This is a genomic window from Micromonospora sp. RV43, from assembly GCF_001029515.1.
Lineage (GTDB): Bacteria > Actinomycetota > Actinomycetes > Mycobacteriales > Micromonosporaceae > Micromonospora > Micromonospora aurantiaca.
In genome coordinates this window covers 1-13,570 of the sequence record NZ_LEKG01000014.1, presented here as the reverse complement: position 1 = coordinate 13,570, position 13,570 = coordinate 1, and the positions used below count along the sequence as shown (strand labels likewise).

General features: G+C 74.0%; 10 protein-coding genes and 2 pseudogenes. 10 read left to right on the top strand and 2 right to left on the bottom strand.

The genetic code is table 11. The features are described from left to right. The first annotated feature begins 41 nt into the window (after nucleotides 1-41). From ABD52_RS05670 to ABD52_RS05630, 9 genes and pseudogenes are all read left to right on the top strand, one after another. Complete coding sequence (locus ABD52_RS05670; RefSeq protein WP_235437361.1) at nucleotides 42-1,502, top strand: anthranilate synthase component I family protein; 1,461 nt, start codon at nucleotides 42-44, stop codon at nucleotides 1,500-1,502. Next, a complete protein-coding gene (locus ABD52_RS05665; protein WP_013285753.1) occupies nucleotides 1,499-2,089 on the top strand; it encodes an aminodeoxychorismate/anthranilate synthase component II in 591 nt (196 codons plus the stop codon). The genes ABD52_RS05670 and ABD52_RS05665 overlap by 4 nt, the downstream gene beginning before the upstream one ends. A 16-nt stretch (nucleotides 2,090-2,105) precedes the next feature. Continuing rightward, complete coding sequence (locus tag ABD52_RS05660) at nucleotides 2,106-2,816, top strand: SDR family NAD(P)-dependent oxidoreductase (RefSeq protein ID WP_013285752.1); 711 nt, start codon at nucleotides 2,106-2,108, stop codon at nucleotides 2,814-2,816. Nucleotides 2,817-2,840: 24 nt separating this feature from the next. Beyond that, nucleotides 2,841-4,262, top strand: a complete 1,422-nt coding sequence (locus ABD52_RS05655) for a phenylacetate--CoA ligase family protein (RefSeq protein WP_047891045.1) — start codon at nucleotides 2,841-2,843, stop codon at nucleotides 4,260-4,262. Beyond that, on the top strand, nucleotides 4,246-4,920 hold the full coding sequence (locus ABD52_RS05650; RefSeq protein ID WP_235437360.1) for a prephenate dehydratase: 675 nt from the start codon (nucleotides 4,246-4,248) through the stop codon (nucleotides 4,918-4,920). Before ABD52_RS05655 ends, ABD52_RS05650 begins: the two co-directional genes overlap by 17 nt. Before the next feature lie 5 nt (nucleotides 4,921-4,925). Further along, nucleotides 4,926-6,215, top strand: coding sequence for an amidohydrolase family protein (locus tag ABD52_RS05645; protein ID WP_235437359.1), 1,290 nt, complete (start codon nucleotides 4,926-4,928; stop codon nucleotides 6,213-6,215). Nucleotides 6,216-6,336: 121 nt separating this feature from the next. Continuing rightward, on the top strand, nucleotides 6,337-7,122 hold the full coding sequence (locus ABD52_RS05640; protein WP_047891079.1) for a B3/4 domain-containing protein: 786 nt from the start codon (nucleotides 6,337-6,339) through the stop codon (nucleotides 7,120-7,122). Next, the gene (locus ABD52_RS05635; RefSeq protein ID WP_047891042.1) at nucleotides 7,119-8,354 is read left to right on the top strand and encodes an ATP-grasp domain-containing protein; all 1,236 of its coding nucleotides are present in this window, start codon (nucleotides 7,119-7,121) and stop codon (nucleotides 8,352-8,354) included. Before ABD52_RS05640 ends, ABD52_RS05635 begins: the two co-directional genes overlap by 4 nt. After that, nucleotides 8,345-9,517: pseudogene (locus tag ABD52_RS05630) on the top strand (MFS transporter); the annotation flags it as partial. The gene ABD52_RS05635 and the pseudogene ABD52_RS05630, both read left to right, overlap by 10 nt. A 20-nt stretch (nucleotides 9,518-9,537) precedes the next feature. On the opposite strand, the pseudogene ABD52_RS38090 reads toward ABD52_RS05630, so the two are convergent. Further along, nucleotides 9,538-10,626 (bottom strand): annotated as a pseudogene (locus ABD52_RS38090) (MFS transporter); the annotation flags it as partial. A 153-nt stretch (nucleotides 10,627-10,779) separates the two neighbouring features. Here ABD52_RS38090 and ABD52_RS05625 point away from each other — a divergent pair. Then, nucleotides 10,780-11,562 carry an IclR family transcriptional regulator gene (locus ABD52_RS05625; RefSeq protein ID WP_047891041.1) on the top strand — a complete coding sequence of 261 codons (783 nt, stop codon included), beginning with the start codon at nucleotides 10,780-10,782 and terminating at the stop codon, nucleotides 11,560-11,562. A 117-nt stretch (nucleotides 11,563-11,679) separates the two neighbouring features. Here the strand turns inward: ABD52_RS05625 and ABD52_RS05620 are convergent. Next, a partial coding sequence (locus ABD52_RS05620) for a PhoX family phosphatase (protein ID WP_047891040.1) occupies nucleotides 11,680-13,570 on the bottom strand: 1,891 nt, incomplete at its 5' end.

Sequence of the window (13,570 nt, the reverse complement as noted above, 5' to 3'; positions counted from 1 at the left end):
CGCCGGGACGCACGACGCCGACCGGCCGAATTCCGATTTCCGTGACCTCAGTCACACTGCCGTCGATCGATCCGCTCACGTTGTACACCGCATTGACACAAAGCCATGCCGCACACGACGCGTACCTCTTCGAAAGCCTGGACGGACCGGCCGCCGACCGGCAGGCCGCGGCGGTGGGCTGGGGCCGTCTCGCCGAGCTGCGGTTCCTGGCCGACGGGTGCGAGCTGGCCGCCGCCGGGCCGCTGGGCGACGCGCTGGGCGCGGTGGTCACCGGCGTCCTCGGCGCACCGGCCCGGCGGCAGGGCACCACGTCCGCCTGGCACGTGCCCGGCCCGGCGCAGCTCTGGTCGGTGGTCCGCGCCGTGCAGCGCGCCCTCACCGTCGAGACGCCCGTGCCGGCCGACCGGTTCGCCTTCGGCTTCCTCACCACCCTGGCCTACGAGGCCGCCCGTGACATGGACGAGCTGACCCTCGGCCGGGCCGACGACGACCTCCCCCGGTTCGCGCTGACGCTGTTCCGGCACACCGTCTGGTGGGACCTGCGGGCCGGCACCGCGCACCAGTTGCACGCCACCGGCCCGCACCTGCCGCCGCAGCCGGCGCCGCCGGTGACGCGGCTGCTCACCGGCGTGCCCGCCGACCAGCCGCCGCCACCCGCGCCCACGCCGGAACGGGTGCGCGACACCGTCGACGAGGAGACGTTCGCCGAGCGGGTGCGGCGGTGCCTGCGGCACATCCGGGTCGGCGACAGCTACCAGGTGCAGATCGGCCACCGCATCGAGGTGGAGACCACCCTCACCCCGCTGGACGTCTACCGGCGCCTGCGGCACCGCAGCCCGTCGCCGTACATGTACCTGGCGCCCTGGGCCGGGCGCACGGTGATCGGCGCCAGCCCGGAGCTGTTCCTGCGCCTGGACGGCGACCGGCTGTCGATGCGCCCGATCGCCGGCACCGCCGCCCGCTCGGCCGACCCGCTGACCGACCGCCGCCGGGTGGCCGAGCTGCGGGCCAGCGAGAAGGAGCGCGCCGAGCACGTCATGCTCGTCGACCTGTGCCGCAACGACATCGGCCGGGTCTGCGAGCCGGGCACGCTGTCGGTGGACGCGATGCTCGACGTCGAGCCGTTCGCGTACGTGCATCACCTGGTCTCCACCGTGTCCGGGCGCCTCGACGACGGCGCGGACGTGTGGGCGGCGGTCCGGGCCGCGTTCCCGGCCGGCACCATGACCGGCGCGCCGAAGCTGCGGTCGATGGAGATCATCGACGGGCTGGAGGCGGAGCCCCGGGGCATCTACGCGGGCGCCATCGGCCTGGTCGACGTCCGCGGGTTCGCGGTGCTCGCGCTCTGCATCCGCACCGTCGTGCACGACGGGCACCGCTACCACACCCAGGCGTCCGCCGGGGTGGTCGCCGACTCCACACCGGCCGCCGAGTGGCGGGAGACGCTGGCCAAGATGAGCGCCGCCTACTGGGCCCTGACCGGCGAGGAGCTGCTGCCGTGAAGGTCCTGCTCGTCGACGCGTACGACAGCTTCACCCACATCATCGACCAGTACCTGCGCACGCTCGGTGCGCGGACGGTGGTGGTCCGGTCCCGCGCGCGCAGCCCCCGGCACCTCGCCGCGCTGCGCCCCGACGCGGTGGTGCTCGGCCCCGGGCCCGGCCACCCCGGCGACTCCGGCCACGTCGAGCTGGTCCACGCGTTCGCCGGCCGGGTGCCGCTGCTCGGCGTCTGCCTCGGCCACCAGGCGATCGGCCTGGCGTACGGCGGCACGATCGCTGTGGCCCGGCACCTGATGCACGGCAAGACCAGCGAGGTCACGCACGACGGCCGCGGGGTCTATGCCGGGGCGCCGGCGCCGCTTACGGTCACCCGCTACCACTCGCTCATCGTCGCCGACCCGGTGCCGCCCCCGCTGGAGGTGACCGCCCGCTCCGGCGACGACGGCTACGTGATGGGCCTGCGCCACCGCACGCTCGCCGTCGAGGGGGTGCAGTTCCATCCGGAGAGCGTGACCACCCAGGACGGGCTGCGGTTGTTCGACAACTTCCTGCGCGGCGTACCGGCGGCGCTGCCGGTCGCCGGCTGAGCGGCGGAGACGGATCATGTCCGGGTCCGTACCCCCGCTCGCCGTGGTCACCGGCGGGGCCGGCGGCATCGGCCGGGCAGTCACCGCGGCGCTCACCCGCGCCGGTCACCGGGTGCTCAGCGTCGACCGCGAGCCGGCCGCCGACCCGTCCGCGTACGCGGCGCTCGTCGCCGACCTGGCCGTGCCGGATCAGGCGCAGCGGCTGCTGGACGACGTGCACGAGCGACACGGCCTGCCCGCCGTGCTGGTGAACAACGCCGGCGTCTACCCGGCCCGGGACTTCCTCGACTACGACCCGCGCACGTATGCCGAGGTGCTGGACACGAACCTCGGCGCGACGTTCTTCGGCACGCTCGCGTACGCCCGGGCGCTGGTGGCCGCCGGACGTCCGGGCACCGTGGTCAACGTCGCCTCGATCAGTGGCCGGATCGGCAGCCCGGACGCCGCGTACGGCGCCTCGAAGGGCGCTGTCGTCGCGCTCACCCGCAGCCTCGGCCGGGCGCTCGCCGCGCACCGCATCCGGGTCAACGCGGTCGCCCCCGGGCTGGTCGAGACGCCGATGGCCGCCCGGATCCCGGCGGCCCGCCGGGACGACTACCGGGCCCGTATCCCGGCCGGCCGCTTCGGCGCCCCGGACGAGATCGCCGCCGCCGTCGCCTGGCTGGCCGGCCCGGACAGCAGCTACGTCACCGCCTCCGTGCTGGACGTCGACGGCGGCCTGCACTGACGCACACCGAGAGGACCCCGATCCATGTGGCTTCCCACCACCGGCCCGGCAGCCGGTTTCGCCGCCGACTACCTGCGTCTGCACCGCGCGTTCTACGACCGCACGCTCACCGCCGAGCAGCTCGGTGACTGGCGGGACCGGCAGCTGCGCCGGGTGCTCGACCAGGTCGGCACCGGTTCGCCGTTCTACGCCCGGCACCTCGCCGGGATCGACCTGTCCACGATCACCCCGGCCACGCTCGACCGGCTGCCCTTCACCACGAAGGCGCACCTGCGCGAGGAGATGCTCGACGTGCTCAGCCGCCCGCTGGCCGAGGCCGTCTTCTTCTACGAGACCACCGGCACCACCGGGCCCGCCACGCCCTGCCCCCGCGACGGCCGCGAGGTGGTGGCCAGCAACGCCCACGTCACCGAGTCCTGGGCGTCGATCTTCCGCCACCACTTCGGCGACCACGCGCCCCGCGTGGGGCTGATGGGCCCGACCGAGGTGCACTCGTTCGGCGACACGCTCGGCGACGTGGCCCGCAACACCGGCGCGATGAACGCGAAGATCTGGCCGTACTCGCCGGTGATCGGGTTCGCCAAGGCCCTCCAGCTGATGCGGGGCCTGGAACTTGAGGTGATCTGCTGCACGCCGGGCGTGGCGCTGATGCTGGCCAAGGCCGCCGAGCACCACGGCTACCGGCTGCGCGAGGACTTCGCGGTCGAGCTGCTGTTCGTCACTGGCGAGATGTGCACGCCGGCGCTGGCGCACAACCTGGAGTCGGTCTGGGGTGCTGACGTCTACAACATCCTGTACGGCTCGCAGGAGGCGTTCGTGATCGCCACCGCCTGCCGCAACAAGCGGATGCACCTGTCCCAGACCAACTACCTGATCGAGGTGGTCGACCCGGAGACGGGCGCGTCGCACGGCCCGCGCGGCACCGGCGAGCTCACGGTGACCATGCTCGTCGACGGCGTGAAGCCGCTGATCCGCTACCGCACCGGCGACGCGGTGGTGGTCGGCGCGTCGGACTGCGACTGCGAGATGCCCGGCGACCTGGTGCAGATCGTCGGGCGCACGCTCGACCGCATCGACCTGGGCGGGCAGCGCCGTACCGCCGGGCAGATCGAGAGCGCGGTGCTCACCGGCGTCACCGGCTCGGCCGGCTACCAGGTGGTGATCGACCACGACCCGGCCGGCGGCGACCGGCTCACCGTCCGGCTGGAGCTGCTCAAGGACCTGGTGGACGACCCGGCCGCGGTGGCCGGCGGGGTGCGCCGGCGTGCCGCCGCCGCGCTCGGCGTGCCGGTGGAGGTCGAGCTGAGCGACGGGCTGGACCCGATCGTCAGCACCGGCGCGTTCGTGAGCTGGAAGGCCGCACGGATCGTGGACCGGCGGGTCGCCGACGACCACGAGACCCGGGTGGCCCGGCGGATGGCGGGCAGGCGTGGCTACGACACCTGACACCGCAGCCGCCGCGCCGGTGCCCGCGCTGCCCGGCCTGCTCGCCGGGGCGTACGGGCGGCGGTGGCGGACGGTGGTGGACCGGTGGGCGGATCACCCCGGCACGGCGGTGGCCACGCTCGGGCCGGCCGGCACGTCCAGCCACCTGACCGCCGCGTTCCTGGCCGAGCGGCACGCGCTGCGCATCGAGCTGTGCGACACGTTCGACGAGGTGCTCGGCGCGCTCGTGGAACGCAGCGTCGACCAGGCGCTGGTGCCCAGCGCGTACCAGGGCGCCACCCGCTTCCACTGGCACCGCGACCTGCGCCTGGACGCCTACTTCGCGCAGGCCACCCCGGAGTACGGCATCGCGGCGCGGGAACGGGACGCGCACCCGGGCGACGGCGAGGTCACTGTGGCCGCGCTCTGGGAGGTCCGGCGGATCTTCGCCGACCTGGCCCCGCCCGCGCTGCGCGACCGTCCGATGCGGTGGCTCGACGCCGAGTCCACCCAGCACGCCGCCGAGCTGCTCGCCGCCGGGGCCGCCGACCTCGCGGTGACGAACGCCCCTGGGGTACGCCGGCACGCGCTGCGCTGGGTGGTCCGCCGCCCCGGCGCGGAGATCGTCTGGCTGCTCTTCGGCCACCGCCGACCGCACCTTCGAGGAGAACCGGAGTGACAGCCGTGTCCCGACGAACCTTGCTGCACCGCGCCACCGTCCAGGAAGGGCTGGGGGTGGCGTCCCGGCCGCACCACAGCGTGCTGCTCGACGGGGAGCGGATCGTCGCGGTGCTGCCCGAGGCGCAGGCCCCGCTGCACGACCCGGACGTCGACGTGCTGGACCTGGACGGGCGGACCGTGATGCCGGGCATGACGCTCGGCCACACCCACATCGCCTACCTGAACGTGCTCGACGGCCGGGAGACGCTGTTCAAGCACTCGATCCCGGAGGTGACGCTGGGCGCGGCGGGGAACGCGGCGGCCATGCTCCGGCTGGGCTACACCGCGTTCGTCGGCGCCGGCTCGGTGGCCGGCATCGACATGGCGCTGCGCCGGGCGATCGACGCCGGGCGGCTGCCCGGCCCGCGGATCACGCCGTGCAGCCGGGACCTGATGGTCTCCGGGCCGCCGCAGCGGCGCAACCCGGCGGTCAAGCAGCGCATCCCCACCGACCTGATGCGGCTGGCCGACACACCGGAGGAACTGGTCGAGTACGTCGACACCGAGGTCGCCCAGGGCGCGGAGATCATCAAGGTGTTCTCCACCGGCGACGACACGTTCCCCAACGGCCGCTCGCACGAGCTGCTGTTCACCGCCGAGGAACTGGTGATCGCGGCCCGCGCCGCACACGAGCGGGGGGTACGGATCCGGGCGCACTCACGTGGGCTGGGCGGCATCCGCAACGCCATCGCCGCCGGGGTGGACGTGATCGACCACGCCACGTACGCCGACGACGCGGCGCTGGAGGCGATCGCCGAACGCGGCATCTTCGTGGTGCCGAGCCTGCACCAGCCGCACCGGCTGCTCACCACAGGCACCGCGCACGGCAAGACCCCGGAGTACCTGGAGACGCTGGAGTTCCAGGCCGAGGTGGAGAACACGCTGCGGATCCTGCCGCTGATGGTGGAGATGGGCATTCCGATCGTGGCCGGGGACGACTTCGGGTTCGCCTGGACCCCGCACGGCCGGTACGCCGAGGAGCTCGAGACGTACGTGAGCATGGCCGGCATTCCCGCACCGACGGTGCTGACCTGGGCCACCGCCAACGGCGCGCGGCTGGCCGGGCGCGGCGGCGAGGCCGGGACGGTGCAGCCGGGCCGGCTGGCCGACCTGGTGGTCACCGACGGCGACCCGGCGCGGGACATCACGGTGCTGGGGCGGCCCGAGGCGATCGAGATGGTGCTGCTGGGCGGGCGGGTGGTCGCCGGGGACGCCGCCGCCTACCGGGACCGCCGGCCGGCCGGGGTCGCCTGATGCGGCCGCCCGCGCGGGCCCGGATTGGCCTCACCGGATCGGCGGGGATTGGCCACAACCGGTGGCGGCGCCGCTTCGTACGGTCGGGGCGACCGTGTGAACCGAACCGACGGGGATGACGATGACCCAGCTCAGCGACGGCGCCGACCGGCTGTCCGTCCGCATCGACGACCGGGTGACGGCGAGCGTGCCGGACTACGTCCTCGGCCTGCTCGCCGTGCCGGCGATCGAGGTCGGGCCGGCCCACCCGGCCGTGGCGGAGCGACTGACCGCCGCCGAGGACGCGCTGCACCGGGCCGGCCTGGACAAGGCCGGGGTGTCCGAGCTGCCGGGCATCGCCGGGTGGCGGGCGGCGTACCGGGCGGTGGCGGTGAACCCGAACCGGTTCCCGTGCGCCGCCGAGTCGATCGCCCGCCGGGTGGCCCGGGGCGACCGGCTGCCCCGGATCAACGCGCTCGTGGACCTCTGCAACGCCTTCTCGCTGGACTCGGCGCTGCCGGTGGCCTCCTGCGCGGTGGACGGCATCGACGCGCTCGCCGTCCGGCCGGCCGACGGCACGGAGGCGTACCTGCCGCTGGGCGCGCCCGATGCGCCGGAGCGGCCCGAACCGGGCGAGGTCGTCTACGCCGACGACCACGGGCGGGCCCACTCCCGGCGCTGGAACTGGCGCCAGGGCCACCTGGTCCGCACCGACCTGGGCCGGCGGCGGCTGCTGCTCACAGTCGAGGCGGCCCATCCGGGCGGCCGGGCGGAGGTGGAGGCGGCGCTGGACCGCCTCGACGCCGTGCTCGGCGAGCTGACCGCCGCGCCCCGCCACCGGGCGGTGCTGGACCGGGAGACCCGGGACGCCGCGTTCCCCGTCGAGGCGCCGCTCAGCCCCGCCGGCACCCCGGGGGTCCGCTCGTGAACCGCGCGATCCTGATCGTCTACCGGCCCGCGGCCGGCCGCTACGCCGCCCAGTTCCGCAGCGTCGTCGCCGCCGCCACCGACCTCGGCGTGGACAGCGTGGTGCTGCTGCCCACCGGCGGGCCGGCGCCGGAGACCGCCGGGCTGCCCTGCCACCGGGCCGACCTGGACGACCCGGAGGCGGTCCGGGCGGCGGTCGCGGCGATCGTCGCCGACCGTCCGATCGAGCGGATCTTCCCGCTGTTCGAGGGCGACGTGCTGACCGCCGCGCGGTGCCGGCGCGACCACGGCATCCCCGGCCTGGACCCCGAGCAGGCGCTCGCCTTCCGGGACAAGAACGTGATGCACCGCCGGGCCGTCGAGCTGGGCGTGCCGGTGGCCCGCTCCTGCCGCCCGGACACCATCGGCGCGGTCGCCGAGTTCGCCGCCGAGGTGGGCTGGCCGGTCGTGGTCAAGCCGCACGCCGGCTGGGCCTGCGGCGACACCCACCGGGTGGACTCGGCCGACGACCTGGCCCGGGTGTGGCCGCTCGTGGCCGACGCGCGCCACGACTACCGGGTCGAGGAGTACGTCCGCGGCGCGGAGTACCACGTCGACTCGCTGCTGCGCGACGGCGAGGTGGTCTTCGAGCAGCTCTCCCGCTACACGTACTCGGTGCTGGAGTTCCGCGACGAGCCGGGCGGCACGATCTCCCGCAAGCACGACCTGACCCCCGCCGAGCAGCGCATCCTGACCGCCAGCGCGGAGCTCCTGCGCGGCTTCGGCATGCGTACCGGGGTCGCGCACGTGGAGTTCTTCCTGCGCGACGACGGCGAGGTGGTCTTCGGCGAGGCGGCGGCCCGGGCCGGCGGCGGATCGATCGTCCCGGCCATCGAGGCCGGGCGCGGCATCAACCTCGCGGGCGAGTGGTGCCGGCTGGAACTGGACCCCGGGCACCGGCCCGCCGCCGCGCTGGGCGCGGAGACCGGCACCGAGTACCTCTGCTCCGACCGGTACGGCCGCATCACCGCGATCACCACCGCCGACGAGCTGCGGGCGCTGGACTCGGTCCTCGACGCCGACGTGTGGAAGGGCGTCGGCGACGTGCTCGCGCCGCCGACCGCCTCGAACGACGTGCTCGGCTGGTACGTCTGCGAGGGCCGGGACTTCGACGACGTGCGGGCCCGGTTCAAGACCATCCGGGACGCCTTCCAGGTGCGTACCGAACCGGCCGGGGAGGCGTCATGTGGCTGAGCCGGTTCCGGGCGCTGCCCCGTCCGCTGCGGATGCTGGTGCTCGCCTCCTTCATCAACCGCGCGGGCATGTTCGTCTTCCCGCTGCTCGCTGTCTACCTGGTGCGCAGCCGAGGGCTGAGCACCGGCGAGGCGGGTGTGCTGATCTCGGTCGGCAGCACCGGCCTGCTCGCCGGGAGCCTGCTCAGCGGCCCGGTCTGCGCCCGCGCCGGCCGGCGGGCCGCGCTGGTGTCCAGCCTGCTGCTCAACGCGGCCGGCTACCTGGGGCTGGCGGTGCTGGACGGCCCGCCGTGGACGTACGCGGCGCTGCTGTTCGTCGCGCTCGTCGGCATGGGCATGTTCGCGCCCGCCGCCAACACGCTGATCGCCGACCTCGCCGAGCCGGAGCAGCGGCCGTTCGCGTACACCGTCAGCTACATCGCCAACAACCTCGGCATGGGCGTCGGGCCGCTGCTGGGCGGCCTGGCCGCGGCGTACTCGTACGGCCTGATGTTCGCCGGGAACATCCTGCTCGGGCTGCTCGCGGCGCTCACCATCCGGCTCAGCGTGCCCGCCGACACCGGCCGCGCCGCGGCCGGGACACCGGCGAAGACCGGGCTGCGCCGGGCAGCGCTGCGGCGCGACCTGGACGTCGCGGTGCTGGTGGTACTCTCGTTCTGCTACGTGGCGCCGCTGATCGGGCTGGAGTACACGCTGCCGCTGGCGGTCACCGGGGTGCTGAACTCGTCGGTGGCGGTGGTCGGCGCGGTCTACACCATCAACAGCATCGTCGTGGTGGGCGCCGGCATGCTGATCGAGAAACGGATCAAGGCGTACCCGACCCGCACACTGCTCGTCGTCGCCGGCCTGCTCTGGTCGGCCGGGATGGCGGTGCTGGTGTTCGCGTTCTCACTGCCCGCGGTGCTGCTGTCCACAGTCGTCTGGACCCTCGGCGAGATCATCGCCTCGGTGGTGGTGCCCACCTACATCGCCGACCACGTCGAGCCGCGCCGGGTCAGCGCCTTCATGGCGCTCAACGGTTTCGTGCTCAGCTCCGCCCGGCTGGTGGTGCCGATGGGGCTGGGCTTCGTCTGGCAGGCGCACGGGCACCAGCCGGTGTTGCTCCTGCTGCTGCTGACCCCGCTGGCCGGCGTCGTCGCGTTCGCAGCGCTGCGGATCCGACCCGAGGCCCGGCCGGTGCCGGAGCCCGCCGCGCCGGCCAGCGCGCCCAGGCCGAGCGGACCCAGGCAGCCGCCCGCGTACACCCCGGTCTGGGTGATCGAGGTGGCGGCGGCCGGGGCCTGCGGGTGGAGCCGGACCACGGCGAAGTTCATCAGCCCCGGCCAGGCCCAGCCCAGACCGAAGCCGAGCACCACGCCCGCTACCAGCGGCGCCGATCCGGCCACCGCGAGCAGGATGAGGCCGACCGAGCCGGTCAGCAGCATCCCGGCGATCAGCCCGACGTGCCCGCTGGTGCGCCGGTCGGCCAGCCAGCCGACGCCCACCCGGGCGAGCACGCACACCACGCTGCCCAGGGTCAGCGTCAGGCCGGCCAGGCCGGGGGAGAGCCCTCGCGCCGCAGCCGAGTCGACCAGGAACGTGCCGAGGGCGTTCGCCGCGGCTGCCGCGAGCGTCGCGGCCAGCCCGATCACCACGAGCGGGCCGGTGCCGCCGGGACCGCGACCGGAGGCGGTCCGGGCCCGCCGGTCCCGTCCGGCCCGGGGTACGGCCGGCAGCACGGCGAGCGCGGCCACCGCTGCGGCCACGAAGGCCCAGCGCCAGCCGGCGGTGAGCGCGACAGTGGGTACCGCCAGGCCGGCCAGCAGCGTGGCGGCCGGTACGGCGGCCTGCTTCACGCCGAACGAGAGGCCCTGCCGGTGGGCGGGTACGTGCTCGGCCAGCGCGGCGTTGCTGGCGAGCTGCCCGAGGGCGTTGGCGGCGGCGCTGAGCGCCAGCAGCGCCACCAGGATCGGGTACGACCGGGCCAGCCCGGCCACTGCGAGCAGCGAGGCGGCGGAGAGCAGGATGGCGGCCCGGGCGACCGGGGCCGAGCCGAAGCGCTCGACCAGGGCGCCGGAGGGCACCGAGGCGAGCGCGCTCACGCCGAAGTAGATCGAGACGGCCAGGCCCAGCCCGGCCGGGCTGAAGCGGAGTTCGTCAGCGAGCTGGACGGCGAGCCCACCGACCAGGAAGACGGGCAGGACGCACACGATCGTGGTGAGGGTGGCGCCCGCGCCGACCGTGACGGCGTGGCGGGACGCCGGAGGGGCAACTCGCGAAACTGTTTCAGTCATCGCGAGCACACCTTACGCCCGGACGTTTTGGCTGCTCATCGTGTCCGTCGACACACGGTCTGTGTCCGGTCTTCTGGCATCCTCCATCCGAACAGGCATTTCGCACTCGGCCGGTTTTTCATATGGTGTAAGTCCCCGGCGGCGGAGGTGGTTGTGCGCGACCCCTTGGCGGAACCTTCGGACCTGATCCGTAGCGTGTCTCGCGCGCTTCGAGTGCTCGAGTCGGTCGGCCGTGCGCCGAGAGGGCTCACCGTGAAGCAGATCGCCCGGCGCTGCGAGCTGACCGTCGCCACCACCTACCACCTGGTGCGCACGCTCGCGTACGAGGGCTACGTGATCCGGCGCGAGGACGGGACGTACATCGTGGGGTTGGAGGTGGCCGACCGCTACCGCGAGCTGGTCACCGCGTTCCGGGGGCCGCCGGCGGTGGGCGAGGCGCTGCGCCGCGCGGCGTCGGACACCGGCTGGAGCCACTACCTCGGCCGTTTCGTCGGCGGGCAGGTGGCGGTGACCGCGTCCGTCGAGGGGCCCCGCTCGCCCTACATGGAAGACCTGGTGCCGGGCTTCGACGAGGGCGCGCACGCCACCGCGCTGGGCAAGAGCCTGCTCGCCACGCTCACCACCGAACAGCGCTTCCGCTACCTGCGCGAGTACGGCATGCGCCCGTTCACCACCGCCACCCTCACCACTGTCGAGGCGTTCGAGGCGGACCTGGCCGCCGGTGACCGGCGCGGCATGCAGCTGGAGCTGGGGCAGTTCCGGCAGGGCGTGGCGTGCGCCGCGGTGCTCGTCAGCCCGGACAAGGACATCGAGCGCCGGGTGGTGCTGGCCTGCGCGCTGCCGGCCGGCGAGATGATGACATCGGCCCGGGTGGTCCGCGCCAAGCTCCTCACCGCCGCGCGCGCCATCGCCGACGGCATCGCCTCCGAGAACTGACTCGCCGCGCGCCGATCCCCGCCGGGACCGCTTCCGAGAACTGACGAGGGGCCGCCGACCTGGTGGGTCGGCGGCCCCTCGCGGGGCGGTCCAGCGCCGGACCGCCCCCGGGGTGGGTCAGCTACCGACCGGGCCGCCGTCGAGGCGCCAGGTGACCACCACGCCGGGCTTGGCGAAGTCGCCGTCCGGCCAGGTGGAGGCGGGGTTCTCCACCGACGCGCCGGAGACCTCGCCGGGGTGCTGCACGGCCACGAAGACCGAACGGTTGTCGCCGGTGATGAACGGGCCGCAGGTCTCCGCGCCGAGCGGCACGGTGAGGAACTGCTTCAGGTGGCCCCGCTCCGGACCCTCGACGGCGGTGGCGAACAGGCCGTCGTTGCTGCCCAGCGCGTTGCCGTCGGTCGAGATCCACAGGTTGCCGGTGGCGTCGAAGGCGACGTTGTCCGGGCAGGAGATCGGGGAGACCTTCGTCTTGTCGTACCCCGCGAAGTAGGTCGAGGCGTCGGCCGGGTCGCCGCAGACGATCGGCAGCGACCAGGCGAAGGTCTCGGCGGTGTTGTCGCCGCGGTCCTCGACCAGCTCCAGGATCTGCCCGTGCTTGTTGCTGTTGCGCGGGTTCGCCTCGTCGGCGGGCGCCTTGCCGGCCTTGCCGCGGTCGCTGTTGTTCGTCAGCGCCACGTAGACCTTGCCGGTGAGCAGGCTCGGCTCGACGTCCTCGGGCCGGTCCATCTTGGTGGCGCCGACCTTGTCCCCGGCCAGCCGGGTGAAGGTGAGCACGTCCGCGGCGGTCATGCCGTCGACGTACGAGCGGTTGCCGCTGACCAGCTTGATCCAGCGGCCCCGGCCGCCGAACCCACCGTCGGCCGGGAGCTTGCCGGAACCGTCGATCTCGGCGGCCGGGCTGTCGCCCTCGATCTTCGCGACGTAGAGCGTGCCCGACTCCAGCAGCGTCAGGTTGTGCCGCCGCGCCACCGAGGACTTCCCCGGCATGAACTTCTTGTCCGAGACGAACTTGTAGAGGTAGTCGAAGCGCTCGTCGTCGCCCATGTACGCGATCACCCGGCCGTTGCGCGCCACGATGACGTTCGCGCCCTCGTGCTTGAACCGGCCCAGCGCGGTGTGCTTGCGCGGCTTGGCCTGCGGGTCGAACGGGTCGATCTCGACGATCCAGCCGAACCGGTTCGCCTCGTTGGGGTGCTTGGCCAGGTCGAAGCGCTCGTCCGCCCGCTCCCACTTGCGGCTGCCGCTCGGGTGGCGCACGTCGGTCGGGATGCCGTACCGGGCCAGCTTCGGCTTCTGCTCCTCCGGCGCGCCGTCTCCGCCGACGAAGTACTGGTTGAAGTTCTCCTCGCCGGAGAGCACCGTGCCCCACGGGGTGACGCCACCGGCGCAGTTGTTGAGCGTGCCGATCACGGTCCGGCCCTTCGGGTCGGCGGCGGTACGCAGCCATGCCGAGCCGGCGGCCGGGCCGGTCAGCTCGAACTTCGTCGCCAGCGCCGTGACCCGGCGGTTGTACTCCCGCCGGCCACGCCGTACCGGCTGCCACTGCCCGGTGTTCTCCACCCGCTCCAGCTCCACCACGGACATGCCGTGCGCGGCCATCGCCACCCGCAACTGCTCCACTGTGAGCGCGTCCTGGCTGGTGAAGCCGGGGAACATGAGGTCCTCGTTGGTGTACTCGTGGTTCACCACGAGCAGCGCGCGCCGACGGTCGATCGGGAGCACCCCGACGAAGTCGTTGTTGTAGCCGAACTGCTTGGACTGGGCGGCGGCGGTCTGCCGGCCGAGGCTGAACGCGGGCGCGCCGGGCACGACCTCGTCACCCCAGCGGATCACCACGGAGTGGTCGTACCCGTTGGGGACCACGAGGGTGTCGAGCTTGTTCGGCGGGATCGGCTTGAACGTCAACGCGCCGCTACCAGGGCGGCCCGCGCCGGCGGGCGAGACCTCGCCGCCGCCGGGCACGGGCGGGGCGGCGGGCGCAGCGGCGGCCAGCAGCGCGGCGGCG